This window comes from Pseudomonas guariconensis, assembly GCF_900102675.1.
Classification (GTDB): domain Bacteria; phylum Pseudomonadota; class Gammaproteobacteria; order Pseudomonadales; family Pseudomonadaceae; genus Aquipseudomonas; species Aquipseudomonas guariconensis.
This window is the reverse complement of the sequence record NZ_FMYX01000007.1, coordinates 76,847-96,640: the sequence shown is the minus strand read 5'-3', so window position 1 is coordinate 96,640 and position 19,794 is coordinate 76,847. Positions and strand designations below refer to the sequence as shown.

Annotated in this window: 15 protein-coding genes; 7 read left to right on the top strand and 8 right to left on the bottom strand. The window is 63.3% G+C overall.

The genetic code is table 11. From position 1 onward, the window contains the following. The first annotated feature begins 59 nt into the window (after positions 1-59). From BLS27_RS13435 to galE, 3 genes are all read left to right on the top strand, one after another. Positions 60-1,586, top strand: coding sequence for an O-antigen ligase family protein (locus tag BLS27_RS13435; RefSeq protein WP_090345189.1), 1,527 nt, complete (start codon positions 60-62; stop codon positions 1,584-1,586). Next, positions 1,583-4,219, top strand: a complete 2,637-nt coding sequence (locus BLS27_RS13430) for a cellulase family glycosylhydrolase (protein ID WP_425262102.1) — start codon at positions 1,583-1,585, stop codon at positions 4,217-4,219. The genes BLS27_RS13435 and BLS27_RS13430 overlap by 4 nt, the downstream gene beginning before the upstream one ends. 136 nt (positions 4,220-4,355) lie before the next feature. Further along, positions 4,356-5,327 (top strand): UDP-glucose 4-epimerase GalE, encoded by a 972-nt coding sequence (gene galE / locus BLS27_RS13425; RefSeq protein WP_043208522.1) that lies wholly within the window; start codon positions 4,356-4,358, stop codon positions 5,325-5,327. Positions 5,328-5,356: 29 nt separating this feature from the next. Here galE and BLS27_RS13420 read toward each other — a convergent pair whose 3' ends face one another. The 5 genes from BLS27_RS13420 to eppA form a co-directional block, all read right to left on the bottom strand. Next, positions 5,357-6,148: a CpsD/CapB family tyrosine-protein kinase gene (locus BLS27_RS13420; protein ID WP_043208519.1), complete on the bottom strand. Its 792-nt coding sequence runs from the start codon at positions 6,146-6,148 to the stop codon at positions 5,357-5,359. A gap of 11 nt (positions 6,149-6,159) precedes the next feature. Further along, entirely contained in the window at positions 6,160-7,725 is a 1,566-nt protein-coding gene (locus BLS27_RS13415) for a GumC family protein (RefSeq protein ID WP_090345184.1), read from the bottom strand. Positions 7,726-7,746: 21 nt separating this feature from the next. Continuing rightward, positions 7,747-8,862: a hypothetical protein gene (locus BLS27_RS13410; protein WP_043208514.1), complete on the bottom strand. Its 1,116-nt coding sequence runs from the start codon at positions 8,860-8,862 to the stop codon at positions 7,747-7,749. 18 nt (positions 8,863-8,880) lie between these two features. After that, the gene (locus BLS27_RS13405; RefSeq protein WP_043208513.1) at positions 8,881-9,438 is read right to left on the bottom strand and encodes a polysaccharide biosynthesis/export family protein; all 558 of its coding nucleotides are present in this window, start codon (positions 9,436-9,438) and stop codon (positions 8,881-8,883) included. A 366-nt stretch (positions 9,439-9,804) separates the two neighbouring features. Continuing rightward, positions 9,805-9,981, bottom strand: a complete 177-nt coding sequence (gene eppA / locus BLS27_RS23840) for an EPS-associated small membrane protein EppA (protein ID WP_167358099.1) — start codon at positions 9,979-9,981, stop codon at positions 9,805-9,807. A 377-nt stretch (positions 9,982-10,358) separates the two neighbouring features. On the opposite strand from eppA, the gene BLS27_RS13400 reads away from it, so the two are divergent. The 4 genes from BLS27_RS13400 to BLS27_RS13385 all read left to right on the top strand — a co-directional run bounded on the left by BLS27_RS13400 (position 10,359) and on the right by BLS27_RS13385 (position 15,376). Beyond that, the gene (locus BLS27_RS13400; RefSeq protein WP_090345182.1) at positions 10,359-10,748 is read left to right on the top strand and encodes a YybH family protein; all 390 of its coding nucleotides are present in this window, start codon (positions 10,359-10,361) and stop codon (positions 10,746-10,748) included. Positions 10,749-10,837: 89 nt separating this feature from the next. Beyond that, on the top strand, positions 10,838-12,337 hold the full coding sequence (locus BLS27_RS13395) for a purine-cytosine permease family protein (RefSeq protein ID WP_090345181.1): 1,500 nt from the start codon (positions 10,838-10,840) through the stop codon (positions 12,335-12,337). 13 nt (positions 12,338-12,350) lie between these two features. Then, positions 12,351-13,781: an aldehyde dehydrogenase family protein gene (locus BLS27_RS13390; RefSeq protein ID WP_090345179.1), complete on the top strand. Its 1,431-nt coding sequence runs from the start codon at positions 12,351-12,353 to the stop codon at positions 13,779-13,781. Positions 13,782-14,158: 377 nt separating this feature from the next. Then, positions 14,159-15,376, top strand: a complete 1,218-nt coding sequence (locus BLS27_RS13385) for a DUF3422 domain-containing protein (RefSeq protein ID WP_090345177.1) — start codon at positions 14,159-14,161, stop codon at positions 15,374-15,376. 130 nt (positions 15,377-15,506) lie between these two features. Here the strand turns inward: BLS27_RS13385 and BLS27_RS13380 are convergent, their stop codons facing one another. The 3 genes from BLS27_RS13380 to BLS27_RS13370 form a co-directional block, all read right to left on the bottom strand. Beyond that, positions 15,507-17,900, bottom strand: a complete 2,394-nt coding sequence (locus BLS27_RS13380) for a DUF3772 domain-containing protein (protein WP_090345175.1) — start codon at positions 17,898-17,900, stop codon at positions 15,507-15,509. A 56-nt stretch (positions 17,901-17,956) separates the two neighbouring features. Further along, positions 17,957-19,024: a bifunctional DNA-binding transcriptional regulator/O6-methylguanine-DNA methyltransferase Ada gene (gene ada / locus BLS27_RS13375; RefSeq protein WP_090345173.1), complete on the bottom strand. Its 1,068-nt coding sequence runs from the start codon at positions 19,022-19,024 to the stop codon at positions 17,957-17,959. A gap of 91 nt (positions 19,025-19,115) precedes the next feature. Beyond that, entirely contained in the window at positions 19,116-19,742 is a 627-nt protein-coding gene (locus BLS27_RS13370; RefSeq protein WP_043208497.1) for a DNA-3-methyladenine glycosylase family protein, read from the bottom strand. Between the last annotated feature and the right edge of the window lie 52 nt (positions 19,743-19,794).

The window sequence follows — 19,794 nt, the reverse complement described above, 5'->3', positions numbered from 1 at the left end:
TCTCAATCTGCCATGTCGCTAGCCGTCGTCCATCACAAAGGGACAGGTCATCACCGCCTATGCCAGAACACCTTCGCGCATTGATCGTCATCCTGTTCCTGGCCACCGTGGTGTTCACCATGGCACGACGGCCGGCGCTGGACCTGATCCGTTCAGCCGACTTCAAGCGTCGGCGCAACCTCTGGTTCGCGCTCACCTTGCTGGTGTTCGTGTCCGGCAACTTCTGGGTGTATGCCGTCATTGCCGTCCTGGTGCTGCTGGTTGCCGGACGGCGCGAGCACAACCCGATGGCGCTGTTCCTCATGCTGCTGTTCCTGATGCCGGCGGCGGCGATACCGGTGCCTGGCTTTGGCGTGATCAACTACCTGGTCGACCTGGACCATATCCGCCTGCTCAGCCTGAGCGTACTGCTGCCCGCGGCCCTGGCCCTGCGCCAAGAGTCGGACACCTTGCCGTTCGGGCGCACCTGGCCTGACCGCTTCCTGCTCGCCAGCCTGGTACTGATGAACCTGCTCTACCTGCGCGAGACCAGCCTGACCGACACGTTGCGCCAGACGTTGTACCTGTTCCTGGATATCTTCCTGCCGTACTACGTGGCCAGCCGGGCACTCAAGGAACTCAGCCATTTCAAGGACGCCTTGTTCAGCTTCGTGATCGCCACGATGTTGCTAGCACTGATCGGAACCTTCGAGTCGGCGCGCCATTGGCTGTTGTACAACGCCTTGACCTACGTGCTGGGCATCCACATGGACATGACCAGCTACCTGAGCCGGGGCGGTGCGCTGCGCGCCAGCGCCACCACAGGCCAGGCGATCGTTCTGGGCTACCTGATGATGGTCGGCATCGGCTTGTACCTGTTCGTCCAAGGCTATGTACGCAGCACACTGCAACGCACCCTGGGCGCCCTGCTACTGGCAGCCGGACTGTTCGTGCCGTTGTCGCGCGGGCCCTGGGTCGGCACGGGCGTGATCATCGTGGTGTTCATCGCCACCGGGCGTGGCGCGGTCAAGCGCCTGGGAATGCTGGCGGTCGCCGGCCTGCTTTGCTTGCCGTTGCTGGCCGTGGTGCCGGGGGGCGAGAAGGTGATCGACATGCTGCCGTACATCGGCACGCTGGAAAAAGACAACATCACCTATCGGGAGCGGCTGCTGGACAACTCACTGATCGTCATCGAGCGCAACCTGTGGTTCGGCTCGTTCGATTTTCGCAAGACGCCGGAAATGCAGTCGATGGTCCAGGGCCAAGGCATCATCGACATCGTCAATACCTACCTGAACTTGGCCCTGCGCTTTGGCGTGGTCGGCCTGGCCCTGTTCGTCGCCTTCTTCGCCTCCGCGCTGCTGAGCCTGCGCAAGACACTGCGTACGTTTGCCGACAAGGACGAGCACCTGTGCCGACTCGGGCGCAGTTTGCTAGCCACCCTGCTTGGCATCCTGATCACGATCTTCACCGTCAGCAGCATCACGTTCATCCCCGTGGTGTACTGGTCCCTCGCCGGTGTAGCCGTTGCCTATGTGCAGATGGTGCGCCGGTTCAAACTCGCCCACGCTGCCGGCATCGTTGGTGTCGGCCTGCCCGCCCGGTGACCCGCATGACACGACGCTGCCTGGTTTCATCCCTGCTGCTCACCCTGCTGCTGGCATTGCCCCCCGTCACTCACGCCGAGGACTGGGTCGCCAGTATCGACGAAAGCCAGGGCCTGCCACAATTGACCCGTGGCGGTAACCTGGCGATGCAGGCCAAGTTCAAGTTCTTCGCTGCCGACTGGAAATGGGCGAACTTCGACAGCGGCGCCTTCAAGGTAGAGGCCCCCTTCACCTACAGTCTGCAGGCCAGGAACTCCACACTGGGGTTCGACCTCAAGGCCCAGATCGCCAAGACCACGCAGCAGAGCCTGACCTGGGCTTTCGACTTGCAGGCCCACAGCCGCAAAACCAATGTGATGGGCGGCGGCATCTCGTTCCAGTTCGACCGCGCCCTGTTCACTGAAATGGGCAAGCCAAGCCTGCTGCCGGGCAATCGAGGCTGGACCTGGGGCGACCGCGCCAAAGGGCCGTACATCGAGATGCGCTTCGATCCGCCCCTGACGAGCGTGTACATCGAGCCCATCGACGACGCCGAAGTACGGGCGTTCTTCTACAAAGACCAGATCGTTCCCGGCACCCAGCAGATCAAAGGCGTGCTCACGGTCTCGCAGGGCATCGAGCTGGCCCAGACCTCCGATGAGCGCTTCGGCCTGGGCGACACCAGCCGCTGGCCGCTGGACCAGACCGACTGGCGCACCTCGCCGGTGGACCTGTCGTTCCTCAACGCTGGAGAAAAACCGGCCGGCAAGCGTGGCTTCGTCAAGGCAGTGGGCGATCGGTTGCAATTCGCCGATGGCACCCCGGTGCGCTTCTGGGGCACCAACGTCTCGGCCTATGCCCTGTTCAACACCACGGACGACGAAATCCGTGCCCAGGCCAAGCGCCTGTCGGCCCTGGGATTCAACCTCGTGCGCCTGCATCACCACGATTCGTATTGGGTGACACCGAGCATCTTCGGCCGGCACGACCAAGTGCGGGACACCCAGAACCTGAGCCCTGAGTCTTTGCAAAAGATCGACTGGTGGATCAAATGCCTCAAGGACGAAGGGATCTACGTGTGGCTGGACCTGCACGTCCAGCGCGCCCTGATGGCCAGGGACAAGATCCGCGGCTTCGATGAATTACCCAAGCGCGAAGGCCTGACCGACCGCGACAAACAGCCCATCGCCGACCTCAAGGGCTACAACTATGTCAACGACACCATCGCCCAGACGATGAAGCGCTTCGCCGAGCAGTACCTGGGGCACGTCAACGCCTACACCGGCCTTGCCTACAAGGATGACCCGGCCATCGCCGCCGTACTGATCACCAATGAAAACGACCTCACCGGGCATTACGGCAATGCCCTGCTTCCAGACAAGACACCCACCCAGCACATCAAGCGCTACATGGAATTGGCCGAAGCCTTCGCCAAGCAACATGGGCTCGCGAAGCAGCAGACCTGGCGCGCCTGGGAACATGGCCCATCCAAGCTGTTCCTCAACGACCTGGAGCAACGCTTCGACCAGCAGATGATCGATCACCTGCGTACTTTGGGCGTGAAGGTGCCGATCGTCACCACCAGCACCTGGGGACGCAATGGCCTGAGCGCCTTGCCGGCCTTGACCAGTGGCGACCTGATCGACGTCCACAGCTATGGCGGCGCAGGCCAGCTGGAAAAGAACCCGCTGACCAGCGACAACCTGGTCAACTGGCTCGCCGCGGCCCAGGTCGTGGGCCGGCCGTTGAGCGTGACCGAGTGGAACAACGAATGGCAAAGCGACACCCAGCCTGTGGCCGATCGCTACACACTGGCGCTGTATGTCGCCGCCACGGCCCGCTATCAGGGCTGGGACGCCTTGATGCACTACGCCTACAGCCAGGAGCCGTTCCGCGAGCAGGATCGTTCGGCGAGCAACTGGCACGCCTACAACGACCCCAGCCAGCTGGCCACACTCCCGGCCGCTGCCCTGGTCTATCGCCGCGGCGATGTACGCGAAGCCGACCAAAGCTACGTCTTCGCCCCCACCTCGGACACCTTGTTCAACCAGTCCATCTCGCCAGCCGATTCGGTGCTGCTGCGCACAGCCATGGAAAAAGGCAAATTGCAGATTGCCATGCCAAAGACACCGGCGCTGCCGTGGCTGCAGGCGAGCGCACTGCCCACCGGCGCCAAGGTTATCCAGGATCCCAACCAGTCCCTGCTGCCGGCCAACGCCAGCGAGGCCCGCAGCGACACCGGCGAGCTCAGACGCAACTGGCAACAAGGGCTCTACACCATCGACACACCGCTGACCCAAGCGGCCATCGGCTGGCTCGGCGGCAAGACGCTCGCGCTCGGTGACATCCAGCTTAAGCTCAAGACCGCCAGCGCGAGCGTGGCGGTGCAGAGCCTGGACGGCAAACCGCTGAAACAGTCGCGAAACCTGTTGATCTCCCTGGGCACCCGGGCCGAGCCCCAGCCGAACAAGCGGACCCCGTTTCGTGTCGAGCCGCTGGACGGCACCTTGTCGATCCAGGCCGTCGACGGCTTGAAACTGTTCAGTCGAAACGCCCAGGGACAGCTTCAGGAATACCCCGTCAGCTATCAGGACGGGCGCTATCTGATCCATTTCGACGGCAGGCAGATGACGAATTGGCTGTTCTTGAAATAGGCATCTAGGCTCCAAGAAACCAGGGGCGTGCCCATGCAGATGGCCAACCCGCTGACCACCTGATCCGCTTGCTAAGGATGACCGCCCGGCCCCTCCGGAGCGCGCTTGCACATCAAACAGATTCCAGGAGGCTTGGATGAAGTTCTTGGTTGTCGGCGGCGCGGGCTACATAGGCTCGCACATGGTCAAACACCTGCGTTGCGCAGGGCACGACGTCATCGTGGCGGACAATTGCGCCTGCGGGCCGCGTCCGAACTGGGTCAGGCTGGACATCGCCGACGCCCATGCTTTGGATGCCTTGTTCGCCCAGCATCGATTCAGCGCGGTGTTTCATTTCGCCTCGTTCATCCAGGTGGGCGAGTCGGTGGTCGAACCCTCCAAGTACTACCAGAACAATGTCGTCGCGACCCTGACCCTGTTGCAGGCGATGGTGCGCGCCAATGTCCGTCACCTGATCTTCTCCTCGACCGCCGCCGTCTACGGCGACCCGCAGCATGTGCCCATCGACGAAGCGCATCCCAAGCAGCCGATCAATCCTTATGGACGCAGCAAGTGGATGGTCGAGCAGATCCTCGAGGATTTCGACCGCGCCTATGGCTTGCGCTCAGTGTGCCTGCGCTACTTCAACGCCGCGGGCGCGGACCCGGAGGGCGAACTGGGTGAATGCCATGAGCCTGAGACCCACCTACTGCCGTTGATTCTGCAGGCGGCCTCCGGACGGCGTGAGACGATCACGGTGTACGGCCGGGACTACGACACGCCGGATGGCACCTGTATCCGCGACTACATTCATGTGGCAGACCTGGCTGCGGCGCATTCACTGGCGGTGGACTACCTGCTCGCCGGTGGTGCGAGCACGGCATTCAACCTGGGCAACGGGCTGGGCTTCTCGGTGCAGGAAGTGATCGACACCGCCTGCGGCGTGACCGGGCGCAAGATCGCCACCAGCGACGCCCCCCGCCGCGCCGGCGACCCGCCCCGCCTGGTGGCAGATGCCAGCCGGGCCAGGACCGTGCTGGGCTGGCGACCGGCCTTCGCGGCGCTGGAGCAGATCGTCTCGCATGCCTGGCATTGGGAGCAAAAGTACCCTTGGTACTCCCCGAACTGATCGGCAGCCCTTGCCCAGTGGCCAGCAGTTCAGTAGTAGGTGCGCGGCTGTTCCTCGGCCTTGTTCAGCACCGTCCCGATCAGGTTACTGGTACCCAGGTGATACAGGCTGTCCTCGATGTCCTTCTTGCTGTTCATGCCATTGGCCACCACCAGCAACACGCAATCGAATTTCGGCAGCAGGGTGATGGCGTCATCGGAGCTCAGCAGCGGCGGCAGGTCGAAGATGGTGATGCGCGACTCGTAACGCTCGCGCAACTCGTGGATCAGGTTGCTCACCAGCGGCGAGGACAGCAATTCGGTCGACAGCGGAATGGGCTCGCGGGTCGGCAACACCACGAAGCGTGGCAAGGTCGGGTTGACCATGGCATCGCACAACTCAGCTTCGTTGGCCAGGTAGTCGTTGAGTGACTTCTCCATCGGCAACCCCAGGCAGGCGCCGACCCGTGGCCTGCGCAGGTCGAAGTCCACCAGCAACGCAGTCTTGGTGGTGTGGTGGGCGATACTCATCGCCAGGTTGATCGCCAGCACCGTCTTGCCCGCCTCAGGCGTCGGCGAGGTGATGGCCAGCGTGCGCCAGCCGTTCTCCTCCATGGCTTGCAGCACCTGGGTGCGCAGCAGGTCGAAGGCCGAGCTGATCGCCGAGTTCTTCTTGTAGGCCACGATGCGGTGACGCTCCAGATGGTCCGGGCGCAAGGGCACGACCTTGGTGCGCACATAGTCGAACAGGCCTGGCACTTCCGGATGCTTGACCGGCACGATGGAGGAAGGCGCTGATGCGCCGGTCTTTTTCGTTTCGTCTATCGGCGTGATCTTGTTCATCGCAGCTGTCCCTATCCGAACCGACTCATGGCCTTCATCAGCAAGAGGTCAAACGGCATATAGAAGAAGTGCAGCAACACCACCCCTAGCACCGCCAGTGCCAGGATCGAGACCACCAGCCACACGCGCCAACGCCGCCGCTGCGCAAGCTCGGCCTGGGTCGGGATATGCGGAATGCTGACCAGGACCCGCTTGCCCACGATGCTTTCCAGGGCCCCCACACCGCGCACGCGCTGGTTGAGCATTTCCAGCACCATCACCAGTGCGCCACCGCCGGCCGGGGCCAGGACGAAGCCCAGCGCGACGATCTTCTTGCGATTAGGCTTCACCGGTTTTTCCGGCAACATCGGCGGCTCCAGGAGCACGAAGCGCTCGGCCTTGTTCTCCTGCTCCAGGCTTTCGGAAATCTTCGCCGCCATTTGCTTGGCACGAATCTCTTCGTACTTCTTGCGGGCGTTGTCGTGGTCGCGCATCAGGTTGACCAGGCCACGCTCGACCTGGGGTGCCTCGAGGATCTCGGCCTCGTAGGCGTTGATCTTCTGCGACATGTCGCGCTTTTGCTGGGCCAGCGAGGCAACGCGCTCCTGCGCCGCGGCCATGCGGGTGCGTACCTTGGCCACGTCCAGGTTACCCTCGACGCCAATGCCACCGGCGCCGCCGCCGGCTTTCAAGGCGTCGATCTTGCGCTTGACCGCACGTACGTCGGGGTGCGCTTCCTTGTAGCGGGAGAGCAACTGGGTGTACTCGGCCTGCAGGCTGGCCAGATCCTGCGGCGGCTCCGCCGTACGAGGCCTGCCGCCATCGAGTGTGCTAGGCACGCCGGCCTTGGCCCCGGCCAGTTCCAAGTCCAGGTAGCGCAACTCCTCTTGGGCGGCCTTGTAGTCACGATCGATTTCCCTGAACTCCATCTCCGAGCGCGACAGCATGTTCATGCGCAGGGTCTGGTGTTCCGGCAGTGCGTTGGCATGCGCTTGTTTGAAGTCGGCCAACTGGTTCTCGAGGCTCTGCAGTTCGGCGCCCAGCTTGTCCGCTTCCTGGCTGAGGAACTCGGTGGTCTCACTGGCGCGCTCGGTACGCTGCTTGATGTTCTCGTTGAGGAACAAGGTCACCAGCTCGTTGGCGACCTCCCTGGCCACCTCCGGCTGCTTGTGTTCGAAGGACACATTGAAGGCGACCGTGGCCTCGCCACGCCCTTTTATGAAGGTACTCAAGGTCTCGACCAAGATCGCGGTGCGCATCAGCTCGACCTTGTCGGCGTCACTGAGCTGGCGGGCCTTGCTGGAAAACAGCCCGTACTTGTCGATGATCCGCAGCAGGTTTTCGCGGGTCATCACCCGCTGGCGGATCACCTCGATGCGTTCGTCGGCAAAGCTGTTGTTGTTGTTGGCGACCAGATCCGGAGATATCTGCTGGGACTCCACCAGGATAGTCCCGGTCGACTGGTAGACCGGCGGCACCGCCACGGCGACCGCCACGGTCGCCGCGAGGATCACCACGATGACAATCGCCAGCACCAGTGCACGATCCTTGATGATGGAGATGTAGTCCCTGATCGACAGCTCGTATTCAGATTTCATAGTCACCACACCGCTGAAAAATCAGTAGTCGGGAAATCTATAGGTCAAGCTCAGTCCGATAATGGTGCCGGTGGCATCTGGCAGGTTGTCTTGCTGGCGCTCTCTGTACACCAAGGATAGGCGCGCTACCCAAAATGGCGAGAGCTCTCGACTGGCCCAGGCGCCAACCGACCATAATTTGTTGGGCGTTTGCCCTTTGCTGTCCTGCCAGCTGGCATCGAACCCGACCCGATCGGTGTCGGCGACCAGGTAGCTCCAGGAGCCGCGCAACGTGTCGATCTCGGAAAACCCACCCTGACCGCTGGCCACCGAACTGCGGTCGGCGGCGACGTTGGCGTCCATGCGCTCGCCCCGATAGCGCAACGACACGCCGCCCTGCCCCTTGCGTCCACCGCCGTCACCGGAGACTTCGTTGACGCCGACGTTCACGCTCCCCTCCAGGCGTTCGGTGAACTGGTGCGTCATGCCGATCACTGGCGTGTAGCTGTTCGAGGCGATCGCCGCATCGCGATCATCCGGTTCGTAACGCCGGTAGATGAACCGGGTGAACAGGTCGGTGCGCTCGGTCCAGGCATAGGTGTAGCTCAACCGGTTGGCGTATTCCTTGTAGCCGATCAGCGTGGACACGTCGTAGCTGGCGTCGTCGTACGAGGTCTCGTTTTCCAGAAGGCCTCGCTCGCTGAGCTGCCGGCTCCAGTTGCCGGTCAGGGTGTAGAGCTTCTGCGTACCGTCGGTGGTGACCACGCCGGTTTCGAGTACCGCACTGGACAGCGTCGAACTCTCGACGTAGGTCCCCACCAGGCCATAACGGCCTTTGTCGTAATCGCGTTGCCACCCCAGCCGCACGCGAGGGTCCTCGCGGTTGTCGAGGATGTTGCGATCGGATGAGCGCAACACATGAGCCCCCAGACCGAAGTCGAACTGATCGCGATCGAAAGTGCCCAGCAGGCCGACTTCCGGATCGAGGTAGGTGCTGGTCACTGCTTTCTCCTGAGAGGTCAGCAGCAACGGGTTGCTGTCATGTTCGACGGTCATGGGTACGGCGACCGACGTGTGCCAGAGCGCTGCCTGGACCACGGCCGGGCAAGGAAGAATCAGGATCGCCGCGGCGACCCGGGAAGTTTTCAATACAGACACGATAGGCTCAAAGCAGGATCAAGGAACGACCAGCGTATCGCCGGCCTGCAGTTGGAAATTGGTGGTCATGTCACGTCCGGAAACCAGGTCCCGGTAGCGCACGGGCAGCACTTGCTGGCTCTCACCCTTGCGCCGGATCACTTTGATGGAGCCTTCATCGGCGAACTTGTCCAGGCCACCGGACATGCTCAGGGCCTGCAACACCGCCATGGGGCCTTCCATCAGCACCGGGCCGGGCTTGAGCACCTTGCCCTGCACATAAACGAGGTTGCCGGCGATGCTGGTGACGACCACGCTGACATTCGGCTCGGGCAGGTACTGCTCGAGTTTCTTGGCAATCTTCTGGGCGACCGTGCTGGCATCGAGGCCGGCGACGTCGACGCGCCCGGCAAGCGGGAAGGTGATGCTGCCATCGGGAAGCACCTTCACCTCCTGGCGAAGGTTTTCTTCCTGCCAGACCGAGACCAGGATTACATCGCCAGGGCTCAGCAGGTAGGCCGCATTCGGCTCGGTGGCATTGGCCGCCGAAGGCAGGAGCATCAGTGCGCAGAGTGTGGAGATCAGGAAACGGAACATCGGGATCCCTCCGGTCAAGTAGCCATGCCCAGCGCTACACAATAGAACGGGGCGAAAACGCTCGCCTTTGCCGTAAAACAAGTACCGACCGCAATCGCCTCGACCGTCCTGGAGGATGTTTCCGCGATGAAACACATCGACGAAGCTTCCTGCTCCCGCGGCGTCCGCTGGGGGGCGCCGACAAGTGGAATATAGCAACGGCATGGGATTCCACAAGCCGTTGCTCCGTCCTGATAAAACGCGGTTCTTCCAGGAACTTTCACATCGTTTTCACTTATCGGCGCAGGGCAATACACCGCACGCCAATGTTTAAAACGTACGCATTAAAACCAAGGTGTTAATGCACAGAAAAGCGAATAACTTTCACTATATTTTCGATCGGTTGGCGAGGGCGATAAACCCAATCACCGCAAAGGAAAATAGCCATCCCGCCGTCGCGGCAGGCACTACACTCGCCTTGCTGATGTAGGAATCCGCAGCGCCAGCTGCGCCACTCATCAGCACCAACAAGAAAATCGACTTGATGATCAGTGTCGAGCGCATGATCCCCTCCCTGAAAGAGGATTGAAACTGTTTAATTGAGAAACAGCTTTCTTTTTATATGGCTTGAGTATGGGGCACCATGACACTACGTCAATAGACCGCCACCATGATAAATCTCAATGGCCCCTCCCCTGCCTCGTCAAAATCTCGACAACCATTCTGTGGCTAAAAAACGCGCACTGTTTCAGCAGCGTTGCAACGGCCGTCGCTGACTGTGTGAAAACTCCAAGGTTCTGGAAAACGTCACAACGGCCGCCCCCTTGGATGACTTGGTTCACAAATTCCTGAACTGATTATTTATCCCCAGCGATTTTTCCCCCCGCCAAGGCTCACCAGAATCGCTGCACCACAATCACAATAACCGTGAGGCCACTGCTGTGGACCAGACCCTCCAGGTACGCCAGGCCGCCGCCGACCTCGTCGCCGCTTTCGCCAGCAACGATACCGCCCGCTATTTCGCCTGTTTCAGCGAAGACGCCACCTTCCTCTTCCATACCCTGGCGCAGCCGCTGCTGTCGCGCCGGGCCTATGAGCACCTGTGGGCCCAATGGCAAGCCGAAGGCTTCGCCGTGCTGGCGTGTCAGTCCAGCAATCAGCACGTGAGCCTGCAGGGCGACGTAGCGATCTTCATGCACGATGTGGCCACCCGCATCCGCATCGCAGGCCAGGAGCACTCGCTCGCCGAACGCGAAACCATCGTCTTCCGCCGCCAGGACGAAGGCTGGCTGGCCTGCCACGAGCACCTGTCGGTCGTCTCCGACGCCTGACCTTTTCCGCGGCCTTGCCGCACTGCCAACGCAACCACAATAGGGTCGCGCCCCGCGACGACCTACAACATGCGCGCTGGAGCCTTGCCATGAGTCAATCGACCGGTATCGAGACCAACGGCGTCGAACAGATCCCCGACGATCAACGCGACGCCTCCCCGCTGGACCTGTTCCGCCTGATATTCGGCGGTGCCAATACCTTCGCCACCGCGGTGCTGGGCAGCTTCCCGGTGCTGTTCGGCCTGTCGTTCCAGGCCGGTGTCTGGGCGATCCTGCTCGGCGTCGGGGTCGGCGCCCTGATCCTCGCGCCCATGGGCCTGTTCGGCGCGCTCAACGGCACCAACAACGCGGTGTCGTCAGGTGCGCACTTCGGCGTGCATGGGCGCATCGTCGGCTCGTTCCTGTCGCTGCTCACCGCTGTAGCGTTCTTTTCCCTGTCGGTGTGGAGCTCGGGCGACGCCTTGGTCGGCGGCGCCAAGCGCCTGGTCGGGGTGCCGGAAACCGACCTGACCCTGGGCCTGGCCTATGGCCTGTTCGCGGTGCTGGTATTGGTGGTGTGCATCTTTGGCTTCCGCTTCATGCTGTGGGTCAACAAGATCGCGGTATGGGCTTCGAGCCTGCTGTTCCTGCTGGGCATCCTCGCCTTCGCCGGCCCCTTCGACCTCAACTTCGCTGGCAGCGTCAATCTCGGTCAGCCAGGCTTCTGGGCGGCATTCGTGGGCGCGGCGATACTGGCGATGAGCAATCCGGTCTCGTTCGGCGCTTTCCTTGGCGACTGGTCGCGCTACATCCCACGCCAGACGCCCAAGGCGCGCATCATGCTGGCGGTGATCGCTGCCCAGCTGGCGACGCTGATCCCGTTCCTGTTCGGCCTGTGCACCGCGACCCTGGTCGCCACCCAGGCACCGGACTACATCGCGGCCAACAACTATGTCGGCGGCCTGCTGGCGATCTCGCCGAGCTGGTTCTTCCTGCCGGTATGCCTGATCGCGGTGATCGGCGGCATGTCCACCGGCACCACAGCGCTGTACGGCACAGGTCTGGACATGTCCAGCGTCTTCCCGCGCCTGCTCAGCCGCGCCGGCGCCACCCTGCTGATCGGGGTCGCTGCCATCGCCTTCATCTTCATTGGCCGCTTCACCTTCAACCTGGTGCAGAGCGTGTCGACCTTCGCCGTGCTGATCATTACCTGCACCAGCCCCTGGATGGTGATCATGATCCTCGGCCTGATCACACGCCGCGGCTTCTACCACGCCGATGACCTGCAAGTGTTCACCCGGGGCCAACGCGGCGGCCATTACTGGTTCCTGCATGGCTGGAACTGGCGCGGCATGGGCGCCTGGATCCCCAGCGCGGCGGTGGGCCTATGCTTCGTCAACCTGCCCGGACAGTTCGTCGGCCCCCTGGGTGAACTGGCCGGCGGTATCGACCTGAGCTTGCCAGTCACCCTGGGCTTGGCGGGCGTGCTGTACCTGATCCTGCTCAATCTGTTCCCTGAACCTGCCGGCGTCTATGGCCCGAACGGCCCGCGCTGGGTGCGCTGCAAAAGCGCGCCGCGCACGCCGGTAACCTCCGCCGAAATCGCCTGACTGGAATCCGATCATGACCGCACCTCACTACATCGATGGCCACTGGGTCGAAGGCCAAGGCAACGACTGCATCGTCGTGCATGACCCTTCGCTGGGCCAGCCGTTCGCCGAACTGATGTCGGCCAGCGCTGCTCAGGTCGACCAAGCCGTGGCCGCCGCCCGCCGCGCCCTGCCTGCCTGGAAAACCACCAGCCCGGCCACCCGCGCCGCACTGTTGCGTGGCTTCGCCGATCAACTCGGCCAACGCCGCGAGGCGTTGATCACTCTGCAGATGCGCAACAACGGCAAGCCGCGCCACGAAGCCGAGATCGACCTGGACGATGCCATCGCCACTTTCGGCTACTACGCAGACCTTGCCGAGCAACTGCCCGAGAAGAACCGCGTCGTGCCCCTGGCCGCCCCAGGCTTCACCGCCCGCACCCGCCTGGAGCCGGTAGGCGTGGTCGGCCTGATCGTGCCGTGGAACTTCCCTCTGGTGACCAGCGCCTGGAAACTCGCCCCAGCGCTGGCCGCAGGCTGCACCGTGGTGCTCAAACCCTCGGAAGTCACCCCGCTGATCGAACAGGCCTACGGCCAGATTGCCGAGGCCTTGAACCTGCCTGCCGGTGTGCTGAACATCGTCAACGGCAAGGCCGAGACCGGCGCCGCCCTGAGTGGCCACAACGGCCTGGACAAGCTGTCGTTCACCGGCAGCAATGGCGTCGGCAGCCAAGTGATGCGCGCCGCCGCAGCCCAATGCCGGCCGGTGACCCTGGAGCTTGGGGGCAAGTCGGCGATCGTGGTGTTCGATGACTGTGACGTGGACCAAGCAGTGGAGTGGATCGTCGCAGGCATCACCTGGAACGCCGGCCAGATGTGCTCGGCCACCTCCCGCCTGCTCGTGCAGGACGGCATCGCCGATGCTCTGCTGCCACGTCTGCAGGCAGCCCTGGAGCAGATGCAGGTGGGCAATCCGCTGACCGAGGAGGTGGCCATGGGCCCACTGACCAGCCAGGCGCAATGGCTGAAGGTCGCCGGCTACTTCGCTACCGCGCGCGAAGAAGGCCTGCGCTGCCTGACCGGCGGCCAGGTACTGGACCGTGACGGCTGGTTCGTCAGCCCCACCCTGTACGTGGACGTGCCCGAATCCAGCCGCCTGTGGAGCGAGGAAATCTTCGGCCCGGTGCTTTGCGCCCGCCGCTTCGCCACTGAAGACCAAGCCATCGCCCAGGCCAACGACAGCCGCTTCGGCCTGGTCGCCACGGTCTGCAGCGCCGACCTCGAACGCGCCGAACGTGTGGCCGATGCGCTGGAGGTCGGGCACGTGTGGATCAACTCGGTCCAGGCGGTATTCGTCGAGACGTCCTGGGGCGGAACCAAGGGCAGCGGCATCGGCCGTGAACTGGGGCCGTGGGGCTTGTCGGCGTATCAGTCGGTCAAGCATGTGACGCGTTGCCTGGGCTGATAGCCGGAGACGAAAAGCCCCTTGCTGACGGCTGTCACAAGGGGCTTTCACAAATAAGGCACTGGCTACCGAAGCGCCAGCATCATCGTCTTGAGTGATAGATCAGGGCAGTGCCTGAACCCCGCATATTGTGCGTAGAACTGCTCAAGCCGCTCGGTACGCGGATGAACGACAGACGCAACGCAACCCACTCTTTCAGACGCGACCAGAGCTCGTTCGATTGCATCCTGCAAGCGATCGGTCGCCACAATGACGTTACGCAGCGAGCGGGTCCCACAACCCGCCGGCACATTTCTGTGCCTCTGGTGACTTTTATCTAAAATGAAAGAGTCCCACCCCTGGTAGCCCAACAATCACAACACCAGGCCAGACCTCCCATGCACCCGCAACGCACCGCCCTGCACAACGAACTGCACGCCCGACCTTCGCTGTATTTCAACGAGCCTGCCCATGTCCATCACCTGGCACTGCTGGGCGATGAGGCCGACTGCCGGGCCTTGCTGCAGCGCTGTTGCCCGGATGCACTCGACACCGAGGCCGCCCAAGGCATCACCCGGCTGGAGGGCCATCCGTTCAAATGGGAGCGCCACGCCGAGTTCTTCACCCTGACGCTGGTGGTGCCCTGCGCCGCCCACGATGCCGGCTGGCAGGGGCTGCCCCAGGTCCTGGCCGAGGCCGTCGCGCCGCAGGCGGCGCAAGTGATCAATGCCGTACAGGTGCTGGTGCGTGGCGAGCAGGACCTGGACCTGACACGGTACGGTTTCAAGGACCCCTGCGGCTCCTGCGTCGGGGGCGGTGATGCGGTGGTGTGGAGCGATTTTCGCCTGACCGAAGACGGCACCAACCGCCTGCTGTTCGTCAACCGGCGGCTCAATGCCTACCGCCAAGGTCGCATGATCCGGCGCCTGCTGGAGATCGAGACCTACCGTATGATGGCTTCGCTGACACTCACCACGGCCAAGACGTTGAGCCAGGAGCTCGATGCCTTTGACCGGACCCTGGTGAGCCTCTCCGAACGCAGTGCCAGCGTCGACGGCCAGGACTCCAAAGCCCTGCTCGAAGCCATTGCCCACCTCTCGCGCCAGGTGGTCAGCCGCACGGTCAAGACCCGTCATCGCTTCGGCGCGACCCAGGCCTATGCACAGCTGGTGTTCGAGCGCCTGGGCGAGCTGCGCGAAAGCCATGTGGGCGACTGCCAGCGTCTAGGGGTGTTCATCGAGCGGCGTTTCAAGCCGACCGTGCGTTACTGCGCGGCCACCGAGCAACGCCTGGAACAATTGGCCAAGAACGTGGCCAACCTGGGCGACCTATTGCAGGCTCGGGTGCAAGTGGAGATGGAAGAACAGAACGCCGAGATCCTGCGCAGCCTCAATGCCCGCGCTGACGCCCAGGTGAAGATCCAGCGGGCCGTGGAAGGGCTGTCGATCATCGCCATCACCTACTACCTGTTGAACCTGTTCAAGCTGCTGTATGGCGGGCTGAACGTGCTGGGGGCTGGGCTGACGGCGCGCGAGGCGTTGCTGGGAATGGCGGTGCCGGTGATTCTGCTGCTGGGGATGATCCTGTTGCGGATCCGGCGGGCGAAGCAGCATTGAGCCTGAAGGTGCTTACGCCTCTATCCCACGAACACCGACAACGCCGGTCTGAACGACCGAGCCGTCGGCTTCGCGGGCAACTCCAGGATTTACGCTTCGCTCAAAAGCACCGGGGTGCCCGCGATGGGCCTCACACAGCTCCGTCCGCTGGCCGTGCATTGTCCTGCAACAGCACCATGCTCTGCGGCGACGACAGTGCGATGCCCTCGTCGCGCAGACGCCCCAGCACCATGAACAACAGGTCGCTGCGCGCGCCCGACACCTGGCGGGGGCTGGCCACATAGCCGCTGACGCTGAGCACCATACCGCTGGTGGTGAGGTCCTTGAAGGTCACCGACGAGGCTGGCGCATCGAGGATCGACTCATGTTCGCGGAAGGCCGTCAGCAGCAGTTCGCGCACTTTGTTCGCATCGGTTTCCAGCGGCAAGGTCAGGGTGATGCCGACCACACCCAGGGCATTGCCCATGGTGACGTTGCGCACGTTCTGCGAAATGAACTGGGAGTTGGGCACGATCACCGTGGAGCGGTCTGACATCTGGATTTCCGTGGCTCGCACGTTGATCCGGCGGATATCCCCTTCCACACCGGCCAGGCTCACCCAGTCACCTACTTTGACCGGACGCTCAGTGAGCAGGATCAAGCCGGAGATGAAGTTCTGCACGATCTGCTGCAAGCCAAAACCGATACCCACCGACAGGGCACTGACTACCCAGGTGAGGCTGGTGAGGTTGATGCGCAGGGTCGTCATCACCAGCATGGCCAGGAACAAGAAGCCCAGGTAGCCGACCAAGGTCACCAGGGAGGCACGCATGCCGGCATCCATGTCCGTCTCCGGCAGCAGGCGCTCGCTCAGCCAGCGCTTGACCACACGAATGGCGAACAGACCGCCCAGGAACATGGCCACGGCCAGCAGGATGTCCTGGGGCACGATGTTCAGGTTGCCCAGCAGCTTGCCGCCGGTGTCATCCCAGTCCGCCAGGCTCTGCAGCAGCTCGCCCGGGCTGGTGCCCGACGGCATGAGCACCAGCAGGCCGGCGACAAACAACAAGAAGGTGCGGCCGATCCCTGCCAGGATCGTGCTGGCCTGGGCCTGGTGGCGCTGCTGCAGCCCCAGCGCAGCGGCCAGGGCCAGGCCACCAGGCTGGCGTGGCGAGAGCAAGGTTTCGCACAGATCGCCAAACACCGTGACCAGCAGGTAGGCGCAGGTGCCCACCACGCTGACCCAAAGCAGCTTGGCGGTGAGGAAATAAGCCAGGGTCAGGTAACCGGTGAGCAGCGCCAGCAGGACCAACGCGACCCACACCACGATCACGAACGGGATCAGCCCCGCAAGCCCAGGTGCCCGTTCCAGCTGATGCTGCTTGCGGGCACGACGATAGCGCACCAGCGCTGCGACGAAGATCAGCGACACCACCAGCGCGGTCAGGCCATTGGTGGCCACGGTGAGCGCGAGGCTGGTACCGATCACGCTGTTGATGCGCTCCTGGGTCAGCAGCACCATCAACGCCAGCGCCAGGAGCTTGGGGAACCAGCCGAGGGCGCTGGCCACTTCATCCGGAATCGGCGGCAGTCGCCAGGACGGACGCTGGAGCATCAGCATGGCGCGGCCAAGGCCAGCAATGAAGGCACTGAACACCACCAGCGCCAGAATGTGGTTGGTCAAGCTGGCAATGTCATTGCCCAGCTCGGCGCTGTTCTCCAGGCCCCAACGCACCAACGACACCGAGCCGCCGATGGTGCTCAAGGTCGCCAGACTGACACTCAAGGCCAAGGCGCTGCGACGTAGGCGGCCCTCGGGCAACCAGCGGACCATGGCGTTGGCCAGCAAGCGCTCGAGCAAGCGGCGTACCCAGGTCCAGACCAACAGCGCGGCCGCCAGGCTGCCAATGAACAACCAGCGGTGATCGGCACTGAAGGCGCTGGCCACAGCGTCAGTCGCCTCGCCACGCAGATCGCGCAGGCGGGCGACATCTTCGTCGGTCGGCCGGATCAGGCTCGACCAGAACGCCGGACTCAAGGGGCTGGCAGCACGGGTGGTGACCTGGGAGTTGAACTGGCTGCGGCGCAGGTTGACGATCTGCGTAGCCAGGTCGCGCGCCGACTGGGTCAGCTTGATGGCCTGCTGTTGCTCGGCCAGCACCTGCTTTTTCTCGTCACTGAGCTGCTTGCGCTGACGCGTGATGCTCTCGGCTTCATCCGGCAATACTGGGCCAAGGACCTTGAGCTGGTCGTCCAGACGCTCGACATCGGTCGTACGCTGGGCGCTCAAGGCGTCCGCTTGGCGCTGCACCTGCAAGGCGGCCTGACGCAACTGTGACAGCAGGTCATCGTTGGCTTCGCTGGTCAGTTCCTGGCGAACCTGATCAAGCCGATCGGTCAGTTGCTTCAAGCTGGCGTTTTCGTCCAGCACCGGCAGTTCGTCCAGGCTCAGCGGCCCGACGGATGCCGACCAGGCCGGTGTCGCCACCCACAGCAACAAGGCGAGGATTCCCACGTAAAAACGGCAATGGCTGAGTCGCCCCATCGAATTCCCCTATTTACAAGCTCGATTGGGCGGGAATTCTACGCTGCTCCTGATGATCACGTGAGTGCCGTTTCTCGCTCCAGCAATTGCCGCTTGCGCTCGACACCCCACCGGTAGCCACTGAGGTCGCCATCGCGGCGCACCACCCGATGGCAGGGGATCGCCACGGCCAGGTGGTTGGCCGCGCAGGCCTGGGCCACCGCACGCACGGCCTTGGGCGCGCCGATGCGCTGGGCGATGTCGGTATAGCTGACCCGGCTGCCCAGCGGCACCTCACGCAGCGCCTGCCAGACCCGCTCCTGAAAGGCCGTGCCCTGCACATCCAGCGGCAAGGCCAGCCCTAGTGCCGGCTGCTCGACAAAGCCCACCACCACCGCAACCAATTGCTCGAAGCCGGCATCACCGCCGATCAACTGCGCATTGCGAAATTGATCCTGCAACTCGCGCAACAGCTGCTCCGGGTCGTCGCCCAACAGAATGGCGCAGATGCCGCGCTCGCTCTGGGCCACCAGGATCGCCCCCAGAGAACATTGGCCAATGGCGAATCGGATCCTCGCCCCCGCCCCGCCGGCGCGGTACTCGCGCGGGCGCATGCCCAGGCGTTGGCCTGCGCTTTCATAGAATCGGCTGTTGGAGTTGTAACCGGCGTCATAGATCGCGTCGGTCACGGAACTGCCTTGATCATCGAGCCGCTCGCGCAGGCGACGGGCGCGGAAGGCCGAGGCGTAGGCCTTGGGCGTAAGGCCGGTTTCAGCCTTGAACAGGCGATGCAGGTGGAACGGGCTCAGTGCCAGTTGCTCACCCAGTTGCTCGAGGTTGGGTGCGGTGTCGCTGGCCTCGATCAAGCGACAGGCACGAGCAACCAGCTCAGTGCGTCGCGCAACCTGCTCGGCCTTGGCCTCGGTGCAGCGTCGGCAAGCACGATAACCGGCCGCCTCGGCAGCCCCGCTATCGGCGAAGAACTCGACGTTCTCGCGCTTGGCCAGCCGCGACTTGCAACCGGGTTGGCAATAGACCCCCGTGGTGCGCACGGCATAGACGAAATGACCGCAGGCCGCAGCGTCGCGCGCCTGCACAGCGTGCCAGCGGTCGGTATCGGTGAGGTAAGTCGAGGCAGGCTTCATGGGCATCTCCTGGCTGCGGATGGTTCAAGCCTGACAGGGTGCTTGGAGCGTGGCACTCCGATTCTTGCCGAGCAATCTGTGCGTCATCGGTTCAAGCCCGCCACAGATACCAGGACGCCACCGTCCGATACGGGCTCCATACCCCACCCAACGAACGCAACTGCGCGGGGGTCGGGGCCTTGTCCATGCCCTTGAGCCGCCGGTAACCCTCCCGTACGCCGAAGTCGTCCACCGGCAGGATGTCAGAGCGCTCCAGGCAATAGATCAGGAGCATCTCCACCGTCCAACGGCCAACACCGCGCAGGCTCACCAACCGTTCGATCAGTGCGTCATCGGTCAAGGTCATGGCCTGCTCGCGGCTGGGCACGATACCGTCCAGGCGCGCCTGGGCGATACCCTGCACGGTCGCCAGCTTGCTCGCAGAAAAGCCACAGCCGCGCAGCACCTCAGGCGGTGTCGCCAACAGCTGCTCAGGTTCGGGGAATGCGGCATCAGGAAACAAGGCCAGCATCCGCGCCAGGATCGCCTCGGCTGCCCTGGCATGCAGTTGCTGATAGGCCACCGCCCGCACCAGCGCTTCGAAGGGTTCACGCTCGGGCGCAGCGCTGTGCAGGCAAGGGCCGATGGTGTCGATATGCCGGGCCCAGTCCGGGTCCAGAGCGGCCAGATAATCCGTGGCTTCACGGTAGGCCGCGGGCGAGAGGTCGGCGTGGATCATGCGCAGTGCCCTCCAGGGAGCGGAAAACACCCAGCTTAGACCAATCGCTCAC

Coding starts and splice junctions, on each gene's coding strand:
- BLS27_RS13435 (WP_090345189.1), top strand. CDS start 60: ATGCCAGAACACCTTCGCGCATTGATCGTCATCCTGTTCCTGGCCACC.
- galE (WP_043208522.1), top strand. CDS start 4,356: ATGAAGTTCTTGGTTGTCGGCGGCGCGGGCTACATAGGCTCGCACATG.
- BLS27_RS13420 (WP_043208519.1), bottom strand. CDS start 6,148: ATGAACAAGATCACGCCGATAGACGAAACGAAAAAGACCGGCGCATCA.
- BLS27_RS13415 (WP_090345184.1), bottom strand. CDS start 7,725: ATGAAATCTGAATACGAGCTGTCGATCAGGGACTACATCTCCATCATC.
- BLS27_RS13405 (WP_043208513.1), bottom strand. CDS start 9,438: ATGTTCCGTTTCCTGATCTCCACACTCTGCGCACTGATGCTCCTGCCT.
- eppA (WP_167358099.1), bottom strand. CDS start 9,981: ATGCGCTCGACACTGATCATCAAGTCGATTTTCTTGTTGGTGCTGATG.
- BLS27_RS13395 (WP_090345181.1), top strand. CDS start 10,838: ATGAGTCAATCGACCGGTATCGAGACCAACGGCGTCGAACAGATCCCC.
- BLS27_RS13390 (WP_090345179.1), top strand. CDS start 12,351: ATGACCGCACCTCACTACATCGATGGCCACTGGGTCGAAGGCCAAGGC.
- BLS27_RS13385 (WP_090345177.1), top strand. CDS start 14,159: ATGCACCCGCAACGCACCGCCCTGCACAACGAACTGCACGCCCGACCT.
- BLS27_RS13380 (WP_090345175.1), bottom strand. CDS start 17,900: ATGGGGCGACTCAGCCATTGCCGTTTTTACGTGGGAATCCTCGCCTTG.
- ada (WP_090345173.1), bottom strand. CDS start 19,024: ATGAAGCCTGCCTCGACTTACCTCACCGATACCGACCGCTGGCACGCT.
- BLS27_RS13370 (WP_043208497.1), bottom strand. CDS start 19,742: ATGATCCACGCCGACCTCTCGCCCGCGGCCTACCGTGAAGCCACGGAT.